The organism is Salmonella sp. 741265050_HSA, from assembly GCF_046569445.1.
Classification (GTDB): domain Bacteria; phylum Pseudomonadota; class Gammaproteobacteria; order Enterobacterales; family Enterobacteriaceae; genus Salmonella; species Salmonella enterica.
Map to the genome: position 1 here is coordinate 284,610 of NZ_JBKFSV010000003.1, position 18,330 is coordinate 302,939.

Below are 18,330 nucleotides of genomic sequence, written 5' to 3' on the forward strand. Positions count from 1 at the left end.
CTTCATCCTGAAGCCTTTCCTTGTAACACCATCCTGGCGTGTCCTGCTGAAGCGTCATCATCCTGACGTTCGCTTCGTTGTACGACTCCCTGTCGACGAAGATAGAATCGCCTGTTTCACCTTGTCTTACAAGACGCTTACAGACAATACCTTAAGTAAATTTTCATATGAAAGTGCGCAAAAACATTTTAATTAGTTGTTTTATATAGACTTACATAAGAAAACGGGGCTCAGTATCCGCTGATATCCTGGCGATCTCCTACAGACTTTGTAAGAGATCTCTCACACCCGTTAGGGCAAACGATTACAGAAGAGGATTAAGTTGCGTAAGGAATTCCGCAAGCGTTGCGGCAAGAACGGTACGATTGCGGGTGCCCAGCGTTTCTTTAATCACCTCGCCGGACAGATTACAGACCGAAATGACCTCAAGCTCATTTTCCTGCGTCGCAATAAAAAGCGTGGGAGGAAGCTTGAGCCGCTTTTGCGTGACCAGGTGGCCTATCAGATTTTCCTGCACGCGCCGAAAGTCATCCTGACTCCAGGTTTGCAGTAGCGTAAGCTTTTCATCCGCAAACTGCGCGGGCATGTCGCCAGCAAACTGCGTGGTGTAAAACGCGTGGAGCGCAGGTTGTACCATAATATCAAAGGCGCGTTCAACCGCGTTTACATTTTCTTCGCCTTCAAAAGGTTGCGGCTGCCAGTAAACGGCATCGCGGGTTGAAGAAATAATGCACGGAGAAGGTACGCCATACAGTTCTTCGCTCAACGGCCAGCTACCGTGTTTTTCTTGCCACGCGTCGCAGTAACGCGTCGTAAAGGCTTTCAATGCCTGCGCTGTCAGTTCGTCCACCAGTTTCTCTCTTCATAAAAGCCAGGATACACTTGGCGCATAGTGTATCTGGTTTATGACGGTGAAACATGTCTTCTTATGAAAACCATCAGGCTCTCGATGGCCTGACTCTCGGAAAATCAACGGATTACCGGGACACTTATGACGCCAGCCTGCTGCAGGGCGTACCGCGCAGTTTGAATCGTGACCCGCTCGGATTAACAGCCGATAATTTGCCGTTCCACGGCGCGGATATCTGGACGTTGTATGAACTTTCCTGGCTTAACAGCCAGGGTCTTCCACAGGTCGCCGTCGGGCATGTCGAACTGGATTACACCAGCGTTAATTTAATCGAATCCAAAAGCTTTAAACTGTATCTGAACAGCTTTAACCAGACGCGCTTTGACACCTGGGAGACGGTGCGCCAGACGCTGGAGCGCGATCTGCGCGCCTGCGCGCAGGGCAACGTTAGCGTGAGGCTTCATCGTCTTGATGAGCTGGAAGGACAGCCTGTCGCCCATTTCCACGGCGCCTGTATTGACGATCAGGATATCAGTATCGACAACTACCAGTTTACTACCGACTATCTGCAACATGCGGTCAGCGGCGAGAAGCAAGTAGAAGAAACGCTGGTCAGCCATCTGTTGAAATCCAACTGCCTGATCACCCACCAACCGGACTGGGGCTCGATACAAATTCAGTATCGCGGGCGCAAAATCGACAGGGAAAAACTGCTGCGTTATCTGGTCTCCTTCCGTCACCATAATGAATTTCACGAGCAGTGCGTAGAGCGTATTTTTAATGACATTCTGCGCTTCTGCCAGCCGGAAACGTTAAGCGTTTATGCGCGCTATACCCGCCGCGGCGGGCTGGACATTAATCCCTGGCGCAGCAATACCGATTTCGTGCCCGCCACAGGCAGGCTGGCGCGACAGTAATTTTTTTGTCAATTTTGCGTGCCGGATTGCGCATGTAAGGTTGTGAAAGGTCATCAGCCAGGGCTATTGTAATCAACAGGGAATGGCGTGTTGCGTCCCATAAGGAGTTTACTTGATTACACATATTAGCCCGCTTGGCTCAATGGATATGTTGTCGCAACTGGAAGTGGACATGCTGAAACGCACGGCCAGTAGCGACCTGTATCAACTGTTTCGTAACTGTTCACTTGCCGTTCTTAACTCCGGCAGCCTGACCGACAACAGCAAAGAGCTGCTGTCCCGCTTTGAAAATTTCGATATTAACGTGCTGCGCCGCGAGCGCGGCGTGAAGCTGGAATTGATTAACCCGCCTGAAGACGCCTTTGTTGACGGGCGGATTATTCGTGCGCTACAGGCTAACCTGTTCGCGGTGCTGCGCGACATTCTCTTTGTGAATGGGCAGATCCACAATGCCGGCCGTTTCCAGCATCTGGATCTTGAAAGCTCAACACATATCACCAATCTGGTGTTCTCCATTTTGCGCAACGCCCGGGCGCTGCACGTCGGCGAAGCGCCAAACATGGTGGTATGCTGGGGCGGCCACTCAATTAACGAAAACGAGTACCTGTATGCCCGTCGCGTCGGCACGCAGTTGGGATTACGCGAGCTGAACATTTGCACCGGCTGCGGCCCTGGGGCGATGGAAGCCCCCATGAAGGGCGCGGCGGTCGGTCACGCGCAACAGCGTTATAAAGACAGCCGCTTTATCGGCATGACTGAACCTTCCATTATTGCGGCTGAACCGCCTAACCCGCTGGTGAACGAACTGATCATCATGCCGGATATCGAAAAACGCCTGGAAGCGTTCGTCCGTATCGCACACGGTATCATCATCTTCCCGGGCGGCGTGGGTACGGCGGAAGAGCTGCTTTATTTGCTGGGAATTCTGATGAATCCAGCCAATAAAAATCAGGTGCTGCCGCTGATCCTGACCGGACCAAAAGAGAGCGCCGATTACTTCCGCGTGCTGGATGAGTTTATTACCCATACGCTGGGCGAAGCGGCCCGCCGTCATTACCGCATCATCATTGACGATGCGGCGGAGGTAGCGCGGCTGATGAAGAAAGCGATGCCGCAAGTGAAAGAGAATCGCCGCGATACCGGCGACGCCTATAGTTTTAACTGGTCGATGCGTATTGCACCGGATCTGCAGGTGCCGTTTGAGCCGTCGCATGAGAATATGGCCAACCTGAAACTGTACCCGGATCAGCCGGTTGAGATTCTGGCGGCGGATCTGCGGCGCGCCTTCTCCGGTATTGTCGCGGGGAACGTGAAGGAGGTCGGGATACGCGCCATTGAAGCTAATGGCCCGTATAAAATCCACGGCGATCGAGAGATGATGCGTCGCATGGACGATCTGCTGCAGGGATTCGTCGCGCAGCATCGTATGAAATTGCCGGGTTCCGCCTACATCCCCTGTTACGAGATCTGCGCTTAGCGCTTATGCCCGGTTGCCGCCAGCAGCCGGGCGCTTCTCCCATTCCTTTCATTGCGGTATGGCGATTCACGTATTCCTTCATTTTTTATGATGATCATCAGAGGCATAGCCCGCATTGTTTTATAAACACCATTTATAATTCATCATAAATAGATTGCCAGGCAAACGTTTACTTGACTCCTCTTACCGTGATTTATCGGCTCAAACTATTATTCTTCGCCAGAATCCACTAAAAACCTTGATTTTTATAGTCAAACCTCCGTATCTTGCGCCCCAATCTTTCCGGCCTTATATCGTTAATGGTAGCCTTCGCGCCCGGAAATTCGTTATGACGTTTTTTTAATAGATTAATGGTCCAAATTTATCCATGTAAGAAGCGGATTATTGCATTTGAGATCGGGATCACTGATAGATTCATCACTTAAATGTATCTTTCCGCCCGAAAATTATTACGGCGAAAAATTATATAAAAAGCGTCCCTAAGCAGATTTCATTTTACGATCAGGTCTTTTTTCATTGGATTAGACCAGCAACCTGATTTTTAGCATCCTCCAGGAGAAATAGATGGAAACCACTCAGACCAGCACGATTGCTTCGATTGACTCTCGAAGCGCATGGCGCAAAACGGATACCATGTGGATGCTGGGCCTTTACGGCACGGCAATCGGCGCGGGCGTTCTGTTCCTGCCGATCAACGCAGGCGTCGGCGGCATGATTCCGCTCATCATCATGGCGATTCTCGCTTTCCCGATGACCTTTTTCGCACACCGTGGTTTAACCCGCTTCGTGCTGTCCGGTAAAAACCCGGGTGAAGACATCACTGAAGTCGTTGAGGAACACTTCGGTATCGGCGCAGGTAAACTGATTACCCTGCTTTACTTCTTCGCGATTTACCCCATCCTGCTGGTTTACAGCGTGGCGATTACTAATACCGTGGAAAGCTTCCTGACCCACCAGTTAGCGATTAATCCGCCGCCGCGGGCGATTCTTTCCCTGATCCTGATTGTTGGCATGATGACCATCGTGCGCTTCGGCGAGCAAATGATCGTTAAGGCGATGAGTATCCTGGTATTCCCGTTCGTCGCTGCGCTGATGCTGCTGGCCTTGTACCTGATCCCGCAGTGGAACGGCGCGGCGCTGGAAACGCTGTCCTTTGATTCCGCCGCGTCTACCGGTAACGGTCTGTGGATGACGCTGTGGCTGGCGATTCCGGTGATGGTTTTCTCTTTCAACCACTCCCCGATCATCTCCTCCTTCGCGGTTGCGAAGCGTGAAGAGTACGGTGAAGGCGCAGAGAAGAAATGTTCTAAAATTCTGGCCTTCGCCCACATCATGATGGTGCTGACCGTGATGTTCTTCGTCTTCAGCTGCGTGCTGAGCCTGACGCCGGCAGATCTGGCAGCGGCAAAAGAGCAGAACATCTCTATTCTGTCTTACCTGGCAAACCACTTTAACGCGCCGATCATCGCCTGGATGGCGCCGATCATTGCGATGATTGCTATCACCAAATCCTTCCTCGGCCACTACCTGGGCGCGCGTGAAGGCTTTAACGGGATGGTGATTAAATCGCTGCGTGGTAAAGGTAAATCCATCGAAATCAACAAACTGAATAAAATTACCGCGCTGTTCATGCTGGTCACCACCTGGATTGTGGCGACGCTGAACCCCAGCATCCTGGGCATGATTGAAACCCTGGGCGGCCCGATCATCGCGATGATTCTGTTCCTGATGCCGATGTATGCCATCCAGAAAGTACCGGCAATGCGTAAGTACAGCGGTCATATCAGCAACGTATTCGTTGTGATTATGGGCCTGATTGCCATCTCCGCTATTTTCTACTCACTGTTCAGCTAAGTCCTTTAGCGCCGCTTACCGCGGCGCTTCTCTATGATACAACCGCAATGGATGCCCTATGATTAGCGTATTCGATATTTTTAAAATCGGCATTGGCCCTTCCAGTTCTCACACCGTCGGACCAATGAAAGCAGGCAAGCAGTTCACGGACGATCTGATTGCCCGCCATATCCTTACAGATGTCACCCGCGTCGTGGTGGATGTCTACGGCTCTCTGTCATTGACGGGTAAAGGCCACCACACTGATATCGCCATTATTATGGGCCTGGCGGGGAATCTGCCGGACACCGTCGATATCGACGCCATTCCGTCCTTTATCCAGGATGTGAACACCCATGGGCGTTTACTACTGGCCAATGGGCAGCATGAAGTCGAATTTCCGGTCGATAAGTGCATGAATTTCCACGCCGACAACCTGTCTCTGCATGAGAACGGGATGCGTATTACCGCGCTGGCGGGCGATAAGGTGCTCTACAGCCAAACCTACTACTCCATTGGCGGCGGCTTTATCGTCGATGAAGAGCACTTTGGTTTGACGAATAGCGAACCCGTTAACGTACCGTACCCTTATAAAACCGCCGCGGATTTACAGCGCCACTGCCAGGAGACGGGTCTGTCGCTCTCCGGTCTGATGATGCAAAACGAACTGGCCCTGCACAGTAAAGAAGCGCTGGAGCAGCATTTCGCCAGGGTCTGGGAGGTGATGCGCAGCGGTATTGAGCGCGGTATCACCACCGAGGGCGTATTGCCGGGCAAACTGCGCGTTCCGCGTCGCGCGGCGGCGCTGCGTCGGATGCTGGTCAGTCAGGATAAGACCACCACCGATCCGATGGCGGTCGTCGACTGGATCAATATGTTCGCGCTGGCGGTGAACGAAGAGAATGCCGCAGGCGGACGAGTAGTCACTGCGCCGACTAACGGCGCATGTGGTATTGTTCCGGCGGTGCTGGCGTACTATGACAAGTTTATCCGCGAAGTAAATGCTAACTCGCTTGCTCGCTATATGCTGGTCGCCAGTGCGATTGGCTCGCTGTATAAGATGAACGCCTCTATTTCCGGCGCCGAAGTGGGTTGTCAGGGAGAGGTCGGCGTGGCCTGTTCCATGGCGGCAGCGGGTCTGGCCGAGCTGCTGGGCGGTAGTCCGGCGCAGGTGTGTATCGCCGCAGAAATCGCCATGGAGCATAATCTGGGGTTAACTTGCGATCCGGTTGCCGGTCAGGTACAGGTTCCCTGCATTGAGCGTAACGCGATTGCTTCAGTCAAAGCAGTCAACGCCGCGCGTATGGCGCTGCGCCGTACCAGCGAACCGCGTGTATGCCTCGATAAAGTGATTGAGACCATGTACGAAACCGGTAAAGACATGAACGCTAAGTACCGCGAAACTTCGCGCGGCGGCCTGGCGATGAAGATCGTTACCTGCGATTAATTCTCAGCACATTTTAGGATCTGTAGGCCGGATAAGGCGCTCGCCGCCATCCGGCTTTTGTTGCCTGATGGCGCTTCGCTCATCAGGCCTACGGATAGCGCTATTTCGCAATGCTCGCCTCCCCCCGCCGTGAATGTTACCCTACGCGCAGGTTTGTAAGGGAGAACACCGTGGCTGCTCATCTGCTTATCATCGACGCGCTCAATTTGATTCGCCGTATTCACGCCGTTCAGGGATCGCCCTGTGTGAAAACCTGCCAACACGCGCTCGATCAATTGATTATCCACAGCCAGCCAACCCACGCCGTCGCGGTATTTGATGACGACGCGCGCAGTAGCGGCTGGCGTCATCAGCGTTTGCCGGACTACAAAGCAGGACGTCCGCCGATGCCTGACGATTTACATAATGAAATGCCCGCCCTACGCGCCGCATTTGAACAGCGCGGCGTACGCTGTTGGGCATCAGATGGTAACGAAGCGGACGATCTGGCGGCGACGCTGGCGCTAAAAGTTACCGAAGCCGGACACCAGGCAACCATTGTGTCAACCGATAAAGGCTATTGCCAGTTGCTCTCTCCGGGATTGCGCATTCGCGACTACTTCCAGAAACGCTGGCTGGACGCGCCGTTTATTGAAAAAGAGTTTGGCGTACTTCCCCGGCAGTTGCCGGATTACTGGGGTCTGGCAGGAATCAGCAGTTCGAAAGTCCCCGGCGTTGCCGGTATCGGCCCCAAAAGCGCGACCCAGCTGTTGATTCAGTTTCAAAATCTGGAGGGAATTTACGCCCATCTGGACGAGGTGCCGGAAAAGTGGCGCAAAAAGCTTGAGACGCATAAAGAAATGGCATTTCTTTGCCGCGATATTGCACGTCTGCAAACCGATTTACATATCGACGGAAACTTACAGCAGCTACGGCTGGCGCGGTAGTTTTGTTGCCGGATGGCGGCGTGAACGCCTTATCCTGCCTACAGGACTGCACGAAATGTAGAGCGGATAAGCGCAGCGCCATCCGGCAAAATTACCAGGCGATATGATACAGTTCGACAATGTCCGCCAGACTCGCTTCACGCGGATTGCCGCCCGTACAGACATCATCGAACGCCGCCTGCGCCAGCGCCGGGATATCCTCTTTTCGAACGCCGACATCACGCAAATGCAGCGGAATTCCCACATCGCGATTTAGCGTAAATACGGCTTCCACTGCGGCATTACGCGCCTCTTCAAGACTCAATCCTTCTACCTTCACCCCCATCGCCCGGGCGATATCACGGAATTTCTCGTTGGTATACCCGGCATTAAAACGCATCACATGCGGAAGCAAAATAGCATTCGCGACGCCGTGCGGCGTGTTGTAAAACGCGCCCAGCGGATGCGCCATCCCATGCACCAGTCCCAGCCCCACATTGGAAAACCCCATCCCGGCAACGTATTGCCCCAGCGCCATCGCCTCACCGGCCTCTTTTTCTCCGGCTACGGCGCCGCGCAGCGCGCCAGCAATAATCTCAATGGCTTTGATATGTAATGCATCCGTCAGCGCCCATGCGGCCCGGGTAATATAGCCTTCAATAGCATGGGTTAGCGCATCCACGCCCGTTGCCGCTTTCAGCGCGGGCGGCATACCGTCCATCATATCGGCATCGATAAATGCCGCCTGCGGAATATCATGTGGATCGACACAAACGAATTTGCGCCGTTTCTCTTCATCGGTAATCACATAATTGATAGTGACTTCCGCCGCGGTTCCCGCCGTTGTCGGGATCGCCATAATCGGCACGCTGGGTTTACGGGTCGGCGATAGCCCTTCCAGACTGCGCACATCGGCAAATTCCGGATTGTTACTGATAATACCGATCGCTTTGCAGGTATCCTGCGGAGAACCGCCGCCAATGGCGATGAGATAGTCCGCGCCGCTTTGGGTAAAGACCTTAAGCCCTTCCTGGACAACGGAAATCGTAGGATTAGGGATCACGCCCGCATAGATCTCCCACGCCAGCCCTGCGGCATCCATTCTGCTTGTCACTTTATCGACCACACCGCATTGCACCAGCGTTTTATCGGTAACAATCAGCGCTTTATGATAACCGCGGCGCGTCACCTCATCGGTTAATGCGTCCACCGCTCCCCGGCCAAACCATGCCGTTTCATTCAGAATCATTCTGTTCGCCATCGCCTGTCTCCTGACATCACTCTTCAATACGTAACCCGTAAGTTTTAAATTTCTCCAGTACGATAGCGATCGCCTCGTCATCCAGTACCGGTACCGGATCGACAATGGCCAGCGTACTTAAATAGAGCTGCGCCAGCACTTCCACTTCATGCGCCAGCCACAACGCTTTGTCTAAATTGTCTTCACAAGCGATAAGCCCGTGATGCTGTAACAGCGTCGCTTTACGATTTTTAAGCGCCACGGCAACATGGTCAGAAAGTTCGCGGGTGCCAAAAGTGGCGTAGGGCGCGCAGGGAATAGAGTTTCCTCCTGCGGCGGCAATCATGTAGTGAATCGCCGGAATCGGGCGATTGAGGATCGAGACTGCCGTACAATGGACAGCGTGGTTATGTACCACGGCATTGGCATCAGGGCGCGTCTGGTATGCCGCCATATGAAAACGCCACTCGCTGGAAGGCAGCTTGCCCTGCTCATGCTGACCGTCTGCATCAATAAAGACAATGTGCGACTCTGTCAGCTTCTCGTAGGGGATCCCCGTCGGCGTAATCAGCATTCCGCCCTGATAACGTACGCTCACGTTACCTGCCGTCCCCTGATTTAACCCTAACCGCGTCATTTCCAGACAGGTATCAATAATCTGCCGCGCCAGTCTATTTCGTTCCATTATTTACCTCTCTCTGTGATTCAAAATGAGACAACAAAACCGCCTTTCGCATCGCGCTGCTGTCCTGTTGAAATAATCGAATAGTTAGCAACTATCATCATACTGAATAAAGAGAAGGGAATTTAAATAACGATATTTTGTGATTCACATCAATTAATTCGCCACGATAAACCAGACGACTACCGTTTCTCTCGCCGATAAATGCCCGCTCTTAATAATATTTTTTAAAACGGGCAAAGATGAAGAATAAGTTACTACTGCCCGTTTTCGTGGCAATAATTTAATTCGGGCATTCAGTCTGTGGTTTTTTTAAATTAAACATCTCAAACGGTCATTTTTTTATGAAAATTAAAGTGATGATAATCACAGAACGCTCTGCTCTCAGGTATAAATGTGACCGCCATCATATTAAAAGGCCTTTTTTATTTGAAAATGACTCCATGAGTTCATTCCGGACGCCAATTTATTACCGGAAAGAAAAGCGAACTCACCTAATTTTACGGTCTGGTGACCAGAACCGACCGCACGCAAAAGCTTCTGAACCGATGAGGATGCTATGGGAAACACAACAATACAAACGCAGAGTTTTCGTGCTGTGGATGCAGAGCAAAGCAAGAGCAAGCGCTACATTATTCCATTCGCCTTACTTTGCTCGCTATTTTTTCTGTGGGCCGTCGCCAATAATCTGAATGACATTTTATTACCGCAGTTTCAACAAGCTTTTACGCTAACTAACTTTCAGGCCGGGCTTATTCAGTCAGCCTTTTATTTCGGTTATTTCGTCATTCCAATTCCCGCTGGGATTTTGATGAAAAAACTCAGTTATAAAGCAGGGATTATCACCGGGCTTTTTTTGTATGCTGTTGGCGCCGCATTATTCTGGCCTGCCGCCGAGATAATGAATTACACATTATTTTTAATTGGCCTGTTTATCATCGCCGCCGGTTTAGGCTGCCTTGAAACTGCGGCCAACCCTTTTGTTACGGTATTAGGTCCAGAAAGCGGCGGGCATTTCCGGCTTAATCTGGCGCAAACTTTTAACTCCTTTGGCGCTATTATCGCCGTTGTGTTTGGGCAAAGCCTTATTTTGTCTAACGTGCCGCATCAATCGCAAGAAGCGCTTGATAAAATGACGCCGGATCAGCTTAGCGCCTATAAACACAGCCTGGTGTTATCGGTACAAACGCCATACATGATTATCGTCGCCATCGTATTAGTAGTTGCGCTGCTGATTATGCTGACCAAATTTCCGGCCCTGCAAAGTGACGATCATAGCGATGCTAAACAAAGCTCTTTCTTATCTTCTCTCTCCCGACTCATCCGTATCCGCCACTGGCGCTGGGCGGTGCTGGCGCAGTTCTGCTACGTGGGGGCGCAAACCGCCTGCTGGAGCTATCTGATCCGCTACGCCATTGAGGAGATCCCTGGAATGACGCCCGGTTTCGCCGCCAACTACCTGACCGGCACGATGGTGTGCTTCTTTATCGGCCGTTTCACCGGGACCTGGCTTATCAGCCGCTTCGCGCCGCATAAAGTGCTGGCCGCCTACGCCCTGTTTGCCATGCTCCTGTGTCTGATTTCCGCCTTTAGCGGCGGACATATCGGCCTGCTGGCGCTGACGTTGTGTAGCGCATTTATGTCAATCCAGTACCCGACCATCTTCTCGCTGGGTATCAAAAATCTGGGACAGGACACTAAGTACGGCTCGTCTTTTATCGTCATGACCATCATTGGCGGCGGTATTGTCACGCCAGTAATGGGCTTCGTTAGCGACGCCGCAGGCAAAATCCCGACCGCCGAACTGGTTCCGGCATTGTGCTTTGCCGTCATCTTCATTTTTGCCCGTTTCCGTTCACAAGCGGCGACAAACTGAACATTTATCCGAATAACGTGAGGAATCTGTCATGAAAAAAATCAGCTTACCGAAAATCGGTATCCGCCCGGTGATTGATGGACGTCGTATGGGCGTACGCGAGTCGCTCGAAGAGCAAACCATGAACATGGCGAAAGCGACGGCGGCGCTCATCACCGAGAAAATCCGCCACGCCTGTGGGGCACAGGTGGAGTGCGTCATTGCGGATACCTGTATTGCCGGAATGGCGGAATCCGCCGCCTGTGAAGAAAAATTCAGTAGCCAGAACGTGGGCGTGACCATTACCGTTACGCCGTGCTGGTGCTATGGCAGCGAAACCATTGATATGGACCCGATGCGTCCGAAAGCCATCTGGGGCTTTAACGGCACAGAGCGTCCTGGGGCGGTTTACCTTGCCGCGGCGCTGGCGGCGCACAGCCAGAAAGGCATTCCGGCGTTCTCCATTTATGGCCATGACGTGCAGGATGCCGACGATACCTCCATTCCCGCCGACGTCGAAGAAAAACTGCTGCGTTTTGCGCGGGCAGGGTTAGCGGTAGCCAGTATGAAAGGAAAAAGTTACCTCTCCGTCGGCGGCGTGTCGATGGGGATCGCGGGTTCCATTGTCGATCATAACTTCTTTGAATCCTGGCTGGGCATGAAGGTGCAAGCGGTAGATATGACCGAACTGCGCCGCCGTATCGATCAAAAAATTTATGATGAGGCCGAACTGGAGATGGCGCTGGCGTGGGCGGATAAAAACTTCCGCTACGGCGAAGATCAGAACGCCTCGCAGTATAAGCGCAATGAAGCCCAGAACCGCGCGGTGCTAAAAGAGAGCCTGCTGATGGCGATGTGTATTCGCGATATGATGCAGGGCAACAAGACGCTGGCGGACAAAGGGTTAGTTGAAGAATCGCTGGGCTACAACGCTATTGCCGCCGGCTTCCAGGGCCAGCGCCACTGGACCGATCAATACCCGAACGGCGATACCGCCGAAGCGCTGCTCAATAGCTCTTTTGACTGGAACGGCGTACGCGAACCGTTTGTCGTCGCCACCGAAAATGACAGTCTGAACGGCGTAGCGATGCTGTTTGGCCATCAACTCACCGGTACCGCGCAGATATTCGCCGACGTGCGAACCTACTGGTCGCCGGAAGCCGTAGAACGCGTCACTGGCCAGGCGCTCAGCGGCCTGGCGGAACACGGCATTATTCACCTGATTAACTCCGGTTCTGCCGCTCTGGACGGTGCCTGTAAACAGCGCGACAGCGAAGGCAAGCCGACCATGAAACCGCACTGGGAAATCAGCCAACAAGAGGCGGATGCGTGTCTGGCGGCCACTGAATGGTGCCCGGCGATTCACGAATACTTCCGCGGCGGCGGCTACTCATCCCGTTTCCTGACCGAAGGCGGCGTGCCATTCACCATGACCCGCGTGAATATCATCAAAGGCCTGGGACCAGTGCTGCAAATCGCCGAGGGCTGGAGCGTCGAACTGCCGAAAGCGATGCACGATCAGCTTGATGCCCGCACCAACTCTACCTGGCCTACCACCTGGTTTGCGCCGCGTCTTACCGGCAAAGGCCCGTTTACCGATGTCTATTCGGTGATGGCGAACTGGGGCGCTAACCACGGCGTACTCACCATCGGCCATGTAGGGGCAGACTTTATTACTCTCGCCGCGATGCTGCGTATCCCGGTATGTATGCACAACGTGGAGGAGGCGAAGATCTACCGTCCTTCCGCCTGGGCGGCTCACGGTATGGATATCGAAGGCCAGGATTATCGCGCCTGCCAGAATTATGGCCCGCTGTATAAACGTTAATGCGGCTTAGCCCGGTGACGCAGGCTTACCGGGCCTACGGGCGCGTGAACCGTAGGCCGGATAAGCGTAGCGCCATCGGGCGGCGTTTATGGAGTTATCTATGAAACAAGACGTTATCCTGGTTCTCGACTGCGGTGCGACAAACGTTCGGGCGATCGCCGTTGATCGCCAGGGGAAAATTGTCGCCCGCGCCTCAACCGCTAACGCCAGCGACATTGCCGCAGAAAATAGCGCCTGGCATCAGTGGTCGCTGGACGCCATCCTGCAACGTTTCGCCGACTGCTGCAGGTCACTCTCCAGCGCCCTGTCGGAGTGTGTTGTTCGCGGTATTACGGTGACTACGTTCGGCGTCGATGGCGCGCTGGTCGATGCGCAGGGTAAGCTGCTCTACCCGGTCATCAGTTGGAAATGCCCGCGAACCGCTGCCGTGATGGAAACGATTGAGCGCTTTATCTCGCCCCGGCAATTGCAGACGCTCTCCGGCGTCGGCGCGTTCAGCTTTAACACGCTGTATAAACTGGTCTGGCTTAAAGAGAATCATCCGCGCCTGCTGGAACAAGCTCACTGCTGGCTGTTTATCTCGTCGCTGATTAACCACCGTCTGACCGGAGAGTTTACGACCGATATCACTATGGCAGGCACCAGCCAACTACTGGATATCCATCAGCGCGACTTTAGTCCGGAAATCCTGCAGGCGACGGGCCTGGCGCGCCGCCTGTTCCCGCGTATCGTGGAAGCGGGCGCCCCGATAGGCACGCTACAGACAGACGCGGCCAGGCTGCTTGGTCTCCCGGCGGGTGTGCCGGTGCTCTCTGCCGGACACGATACTCAGTTTGCGTTATTCGGCGCTGGCGCGCAGCAAGGTGAACCAGTGCTCTCCTCCGGAACATGGGAGATTCTGATGGTGCGCAGCGGTCAGGTGGATACCTCGCTGCTCAGTCAGTATCCGGGCTCGACCTGTGAACTGGACAGTCAGTCGGGGCTTTATAACCCCGGAATGCAGTGGCTGGCCTCCGGCGTACTCGAATGGGTACGAAAACTGCTGTGGACGCCGGAAACGCCATGGCAAACGCTGATCGACGAAGCGCGCGCTATTCCCGCTGGCGCGGAAGGCGTGCGGATGCAGTGCGATCTGCTCGCCTGTCAAAATGCAGGCTGGCAGGGCGTGACGCTCAATACCACCCGCGGCCATTTCTATCGCGCCGCGCTGGAAGGCCTGACGGCGCAACTTCAGCGTAATCTGCACACGCTGGAGAAAATCGGCCATTTTAACGCCACAGAGCTGTTACTGGTTGGCGGCGGCAGTCGCAACGCTTTGTGGAATCAAATTAAAGCGAATCAACTTGATATCCCTATCAAAGTGCTGGACGACGCGGAAACCACCGTGGCCGGCGCTGCCATGTTTGGCTGGTACGGCGTAGGCGAATTTAGTAGCCCGGAACAGGCGCGCGCGCAGGTCAATTATCAGTATCGCTATTTCTGGCCGCAAACCGAACCTGAAATTATTAAGGGAGTATGAAATGCTAAAAACCATTTCACCGTTAATTTCCCCGACACTGCTCAAAGTGCTGGCCGAGATGGGCCACGGGGACGAAATCATTTTTTCTGACGCTCACTTTCCCGCGCATAGCCTGGGCCCGCAGGTGATTCGCGCCGATGGTCTTAGCGTCAGCGATCTACTGCGGGCAATTATTCCGCTCTTTGAGCTGGATAGCTACGCCCCGCCGCTGGTGATGATGGCCGCCGTGGAAGGCGACACGCTCGACCCCAGCGTTGAAGCGCGCTATCGCGATGCCTTGTCATTAGAAGCGCCGTGCCCGGATATCGTTCGTATCGACCGCTATGCGTTTTATGAGCGGGCGCAAAAAGCGTTTGCGATCGTTATCACAGGTGAGTGCGCGAAGTACGGAAATATTCTTTTAAAAAAAGGGGTAACGCCGTAATCTCTTGCCGGTGCGCCCGCATGACGCGGGCGTTCATCGAATGATGGGGTGAGAAAAATGAAAGCGGCACGCCAACAAGCGATAGTCGATCTGCTGATCAATCATAAAAGTCTGACCACCGAAGCGCTGGCCACCCGGCTTAACGTCAGTAAAGAGACCATCCGCCGCGATCTCAGTGAACTACAGACGCAGGGAAAAGTGCTGCGTAATCACGGACGAGCTAAATATATTCATCGTGAAAATCAGGACAGCGGCGATCCATTCCATATCCGCCTGAAAAGCCATTATGCGCATAAAGCCGATATTGCCCGTGAAGCGTTAGCGTGGATAGAAGAAGGAATGACGATTGCGCTGGATGCCAGTTCAACCTGCTGGTATCTGGCCCGCCAGTTGCCGGATATTCCCATTCAGGTTTTTACCAATAGCCATCCTATCTGCCAGGAGCTGGGAAAACGCGAACGCATTGCGCTGATAAGTTCCGGCGGCCAGCTTGAACGTAAATATGGCTGTTACGTTAATCCGTCGCTTATCTCACAGCTAAAATCGCTTGATATCGATCTGTTCATCTTTTCCTGCGAGGGGATCGACGGCGGCGGCGATCTGTGGGACTCCAATGCGATCAACGCCGATTTTAAATCTATCCTGCTCAGGCGCGCCTCGCAGTCTTTATTATTGATTGATAAAAGTAAATTTAATCGTTCAGGAGAGGCGCGCATCGGCCATCTGGATGACGTGACGCATATTGTTTCAGATGCGCCGCAGTCATAGGCCGGACAAGCGTGCGCCATCCGGCGCTGATGACGCGCCGGACGACGGCAGCGCGTTTTTATCGCTCGTCGCGACGCCCGCCAACAGCCGCCCACAACCGACGCACATGTACCGTCACCTCTTCACGATCGTGATAAAGCTGACGCGCCTGGATCTGCGCATTAACGCCATGCTCATCCAACTGCGCCTGAAGATACGCCAGATTATGCGATACCTCTTCATAGCGTTTTTTCATCGGCAGTTTAAGGTTAAAAATCGTCTCCCGACACCAGCCGTTCACCAGCCACTGCGCCATTAACGCGGTGACTTTGGCCGGCTTCTCCACCATATCGCAGACCATCCATGAAATATTATTCCGGTTCGGACGGTACCTGAAGCCATCCTCACGCAACCAGGTCACCTGTCCGGTGTCCATCAGGCTTTGCGCCATCGGGCCGTTATCTACGGAGTAGACCCACATATTGCGCTTCACTAACTGGTACGTCCATCCGCCGGGACAGGCGCCCAAATCCACCGCATACATGCCGTTCGCCAGACGTTCATCCCACTCATCTTCCGGGATGAAAACGTGGAGCGCCTCTTCCAGTTTCAGCGTTGAGCGGCTCGGCGCATCAGACGGAAACTTCAAACGCGGGATGCCCATATAAAACGGTGAATTGTTATGCGCGAACGAATAACCGGTATAGCAGCATCCTGGCGCGATAAAAAAGACATGAACGACCGGACGCTTCGGCGTTTCATAATTCGTCAATACGCCCGCATCACGCAAAGCCGCGCGCAGCGGCACCGTAAATTTGCGGCAGAACTTCATCAGTTCTTTACTTTCATTGGTGTCGGCGACTTCAACCCGCAGCTCGCCGCCCTTTTCCACTACGCCCTGCAACATGCCGACAATCGGCGTAATTCTGTCTTCCGGCGGTAAATGTTGCAGCAGTTCACCCACCACAAACCACTGGCGGGCGAAAATCAGCGAACTGAACGGCAGTTCTGAAATCAGCTTTTCGCCATCTTCCGGCTGGTAGCATTCATAAATGACATAGCCTGCGTTCTCTTTTACGCGTGCAAAACCAAATATTTCCCGTTTTCCCGCTTTATCGGTAATTTCTGCAGCGCACTCTTTTTCAAATCCCGGACGGCAGAGCAAGACAACTTTATTCATGGCTCGCGCCCTTACGTTTCATACGAATGGCGCCAATCAGCAATAGCGCCCAGCCCACCAGGAAACTGACGCCGCCGACAGGCGTGATATACGCCCACAGGCGCAGATGCGAAAGCGCAAGGCAGTACAGGCTGCCGCTAAACAGCACCGTGCCCAGCGCCAGAAAAACGCTGCTCCAGTAAAACCAGATGCTGATACGGCGCTGCATCGCCACCGCCAGGCCAAAGATCGCCAACGTATGGAACGCCTGATATTGCAGGCCGGTCTGAATCCAGCCCATTTCAACCACGCCCAGGGTTTTACTCAAAACATGCGCCCCGAACGCGCCCAGAGCAACGTAAATAAAACCGCTGATAGCGGCGACAATCAGCATAAAACGGCTGGTCATGGTCATACCCTAAGTTAATTATTGTTCGTAACGAAAACGGAATTTTTCTTGCTCCGTCGCCGCCTTCGCCAAAATCCACTGACGGAAGGCGGCTATTTTACCCAGTTCTGCCTGGCTGTCATGACAAACCAGATAAAAAGCATTCTTACTCACCAGAACATCGTTAAATGGACACACCAGTCGCCCGGCTTCAATTTCCGACTGCGCCATAACATTATTCGCCAGCGCGATCCCCTGTCCGTGAATAGCGGCCTGTAGCACCATCGCGCTGTGGCTAAATATCGGCCCTTGCTGAACGTTAATATGGTTGAGCCCTAACTGACGAGTATAGGCCTGCCAGTCACGCCGGGAGGCATCGTGCAATAACGTGTGTTTCGCCAGATCTTCCGGCGTTTTTAACGGTTTTTCGCCTGTGAGCAATAAAGGAGAACAGACGGGCAGTAAATATTCTGCGTATAATTTTTCGACGCGCAAGCCCGGCCAGTTTCCCCGGCCATAAAAAATCGCGACATCGACATCGTCTGCCAGTTTATCTTCCTGACGGTCAACGGCTTGTATCCGAACGTCAATTCCCGGATAAGCTGAGTTAAAGCTGGAGAGCCTGGGCACCAGCCACTGGATGGCAAAACTGGGCGGTAAACTCACCGTCAGCGCCCCTTTGGCACTGCGCGCCTGGAGCTTACGCGTTGCTTCCGTGAGCTGGGAAAATATCTCTTTAATGTCGAGAAAATAGCTTTGGCCTTCTTCCGTCAGCAGCAGCGAACGATTGCGGCGGCGGAACAGTTTTAGCCCCAAAAAATCCTCAAGTGACTTAATTTGGTGGCTTACTGCGGCCTGCGTCACAAAAAGTTCTTCCGCTGCTCGCGTAAAGCTCAAATGGCGCGCGGCAGCATCAAAAACGCGTAACGCATTTAAAGGAGGTAATCGTTTTGACATGGCCTCTGGACTTAATGTCGAATGAATTTAACAAATAGGTAACAACATGTAACCTATTAGTTTTTTTAATCTGAGACATTATAAATTGTCCGTTGAGGTTCT

General features: G+C 53.3%; 16 protein-coding genes. 10 read left to right on the plus strand and 6 right to left on the minus strand.

The genetic code is table 11. From position 1 onward, the window contains the following. Nucleotides 1-304 precede the first annotated feature (304 nt). Nucleotides 305-850: a SecY-interacting protein gene (gene syd, locus ACLD4F_RS09685; protein ID WP_000343990.1), complete on the minus strand. Its 546-nt coding sequence runs from the start codon at nucleotides 848-850 to the stop codon at nucleotides 305-307. A 68-nt stretch (nucleotides 851-918) separates the two neighbouring features. Between syd and queF the strand changes: the two genes are divergently transcribed. The 5 genes from queF (at nucleotide 919) to xni (ending at nucleotide 7,450) form a co-directional block, all read left to right on the plus strand. After that, nucleotides 919-1,767, plus strand: coding sequence for an NADPH-dependent 7-cyano-7-deazaguanine reductase QueF (gene queF / locus ACLD4F_RS09690; protein WP_411010811.1), 849 nt, complete (start codon nucleotides 919-921; stop codon nucleotides 1,765-1,767). A gap of 112 nt (nucleotides 1,768-1,879) precedes the next feature. Then, entirely contained in the window at nucleotides 1,880-3,244 is a 1,365-nt protein-coding gene (ppnN, locus tag ACLD4F_RS09695; RefSeq protein ID WP_000627973.1) for a nucleotide 5'-monophosphate nucleosidase PpnN, read from the plus strand. A gap of 564 nt (nucleotides 3,245-3,808) precedes the next feature. After that, nucleotides 3,809-5,098: an HAAAP family serine/threonine permease SdaC gene (gene sdaC / locus ACLD4F_RS09700; RefSeq protein WP_000450462.1), complete on the plus strand. Its 1,290-nt coding sequence runs from the start codon at nucleotides 3,809-3,811 to the stop codon at nucleotides 5,096-5,098. 58 nt (nucleotides 5,099-5,156) lie between these two features. Next, a complete protein-coding gene (gene sdaB / locus ACLD4F_RS09705; protein ID WP_000626381.1) occupies nucleotides 5,157-6,524 on the plus strand; it encodes an L-serine ammonia-lyase II in 1,368 nt (455 codons plus the stop codon). A 170-nt stretch (nucleotides 6,525-6,694) separates the two neighbouring features. Beyond that, nucleotides 6,695-7,450: a flap endonuclease Xni gene (xni, locus tag ACLD4F_RS09710; RefSeq protein ID WP_023201479.1), complete on the plus strand. Its 756-nt coding sequence runs from the start codon at nucleotides 6,695-6,697 to the stop codon at nucleotides 7,448-7,450. A gap of 91 nt (nucleotides 7,451-7,541) precedes the next feature. Here the strand turns inward: xni and fucO are convergent, their stop codons facing one another. Together fucO and fucA are read right to left on the minus strand one after the other, a co-directional pair. After that, a complete protein-coding gene (gene fucO, locus ACLD4F_RS09715) occupies nucleotides 7,542-8,690 on the minus strand; it encodes a lactaldehyde reductase (RefSeq protein ID WP_050067874.1) in 1,149 nt (382 codons plus the stop codon). 16 nt (nucleotides 8,691-8,706) lie between these two features. Next, nucleotides 8,707-9,354 (minus strand): L-fuculose-phosphate aldolase, encoded by a 648-nt coding sequence (fucA, locus tag ACLD4F_RS09720; protein ID WP_000440827.1) that lies wholly within the window; start codon nucleotides 9,352-9,354, stop codon nucleotides 8,707-8,709. A gap of 556 nt (nucleotides 9,355-9,910) precedes the next feature. On the opposite strand from fucA, the gene fucP reads away from it, so the two are divergent. From fucP to fucR, 5 genes are all read left to right on the plus strand, one after another. Next, nucleotides 9,911-11,227: an L-fucose:H+ symporter permease gene (gene fucP / locus ACLD4F_RS09725; RefSeq protein ID WP_000528622.1), complete on the plus strand. Its 1,317-nt coding sequence runs from the start codon at nucleotides 9,911-9,913 to the stop codon at nucleotides 11,225-11,227. A gap of 31 nt (nucleotides 11,228-11,258) precedes the next feature. Continuing rightward, the gene (fucI, locus tag ACLD4F_RS09730; RefSeq protein ID WP_000724126.1) at nucleotides 11,259-13,034 is read left to right on the plus strand and encodes an L-fucose isomerase; all 1,776 of its coding nucleotides are present in this window, start codon (nucleotides 11,259-11,261) and stop codon (nucleotides 13,032-13,034) included. A 100-nt stretch (nucleotides 13,035-13,134) separates the two neighbouring features. Further along, complete coding sequence (gene fucK / locus ACLD4F_RS09735; RefSeq protein WP_079943949.1) at nucleotides 13,135-14,553, plus strand: L-fuculokinase; 1,419 nt, start codon at nucleotides 13,135-13,137, stop codon at nucleotides 14,551-14,553. A gap of 1 nt (nucleotide 14,554) precedes the next feature. Next, nucleotides 14,555-14,977 carry an L-fucose mutarotase gene (gene fucU, locus ACLD4F_RS09740; protein ID WP_000920848.1) on the plus strand — a complete coding sequence of 141 codons (423 nt, stop codon included), beginning with the start codon at nucleotides 14,555-14,557 and terminating at the stop codon, nucleotides 14,975-14,977. Nucleotides 14,978-15,034: 57 nt separating this feature from the next. Beyond that, nucleotides 15,035-15,745: an L-fucose operon activator gene (gene fucR / locus ACLD4F_RS09745; RefSeq protein WP_000642330.1), complete on the plus strand. Its 711-nt coding sequence runs from the start codon at nucleotides 15,035-15,037 to the stop codon at nucleotides 15,743-15,745. Nucleotides 15,746-15,803: 58 nt separating this feature from the next. Here the strand turns inward: fucR and rlmM are convergent, their stop codons facing one another. From rlmM to gcvA, 3 genes are read right to left on the minus strand one after another with little or no spacing between them, the layout of a single operon-like run. Beyond that, a complete protein-coding gene (rlmM, locus tag ACLD4F_RS09750; protein ID WP_001045494.1) occupies nucleotides 15,804-16,904 on the minus strand; it encodes a 23S rRNA (cytidine(2498)-2'-O)-methyltransferase RlmM in 1,101 nt (366 codons plus the stop codon). After that, complete coding sequence (locus ACLD4F_RS09755; protein ID WP_000203913.1) at nucleotides 16,897-17,292, minus strand: DUF423 domain-containing protein; 396 nt, start codon at nucleotides 17,290-17,292, stop codon at nucleotides 16,897-16,899. Before ACLD4F_RS09755 ends, rlmM begins: the two co-directional genes overlap by 8 nt. Nucleotides 17,293-17,310: 18 nt before the next feature. Continuing rightward, nucleotides 17,311-18,228, minus strand: coding sequence for a glycine cleavage system transcriptional regulator GcvA (gcvA, locus tag ACLD4F_RS09760; protein ID WP_000044409.1), 918 nt, complete (start codon nucleotides 18,226-18,228; stop codon nucleotides 17,311-17,313). Nucleotides 18,229-18,330 lie beyond the last annotated feature (102 nt).

Bases quoted from the DNA above. Each gene is read 5' to 3' on its own strand.
- sdaB (WP_000626381.1), top strand. From the start codon at position 5,157: ATGATTAGCGTATTCGATATTTTTAAAATCGGCATTGGCCCTTCCAGT.
- fucI (WP_000724126.1), top strand. From the start codon at position 11,259: ATGAAAAAAATCAGCTTACCGAAAATCGGTATCCGCCCGGTGATTGAT.
- queF (WP_411010811.1), top strand. From the start codon at position 919: ATGTCTTCTTATGAAAACCATCAGGCTCTCGATGGCCTGACTCTCGGA.
- ACLD4F_RS09755 (WP_000203913.1), bottom strand. From the start codon at position 17,292: ATGACCAGCCGTTTTATGCTGATTGTCGCCGCTATCAGCGGTTTTATT.
- sdaC (WP_000450462.1), top strand. From the start codon at position 3,809: ATGGAAACCACTCAGACCAGCACGATTGCTTCGATTGACTCTCGAAGC.
- fucU (WP_000920848.1), top strand. From the start codon at position 14,555: ATGCTAAAAACCATTTCACCGTTAATTTCCCCGACACTGCTCAAAGTG.
- fucA (WP_000440827.1), bottom strand. From the start codon at position 9,354: ATGGAACGAAATAGACTGGCGCGGCAGATTATTGATACCTGTCTGGAA.
- rlmM (WP_001045494.1), bottom strand. From the start codon at position 16,904: ATGAATAAAGTTGTCTTGCTCTGCCGTCCGGGATTTGAAAAAGAGTGC.
- fucO (WP_050067874.1), bottom strand. From the start codon at position 8,690: ATGGCGAACAGAATGATTCTGAATGAAACGGCATGGTTTGGCCGGGGA.
- fucK (WP_079943949.1), top strand. From the start codon at position 13,135: ATGAAACAAGACGTTATCCTGGTTCTCGACTGCGGTGCGACAAACGTT.
- fucR (WP_000642330.1), top strand. From the start codon at position 15,035: ATGAAAGCGGCACGCCAACAAGCGATAGTCGATCTGCTGATCAATCAT.
- fucP (WP_000528622.1), top strand. From the start codon at position 9,911: ATGGGAAACACAACAATACAAACGCAGAGTTTTCGTGCTGTGGATGCA.
- gcvA (WP_000044409.1), bottom strand. From the start codon at position 18,228: ATGTCAAAACGATTACCTCCTTTAAATGCGTTACGCGTTTTTGATGCT.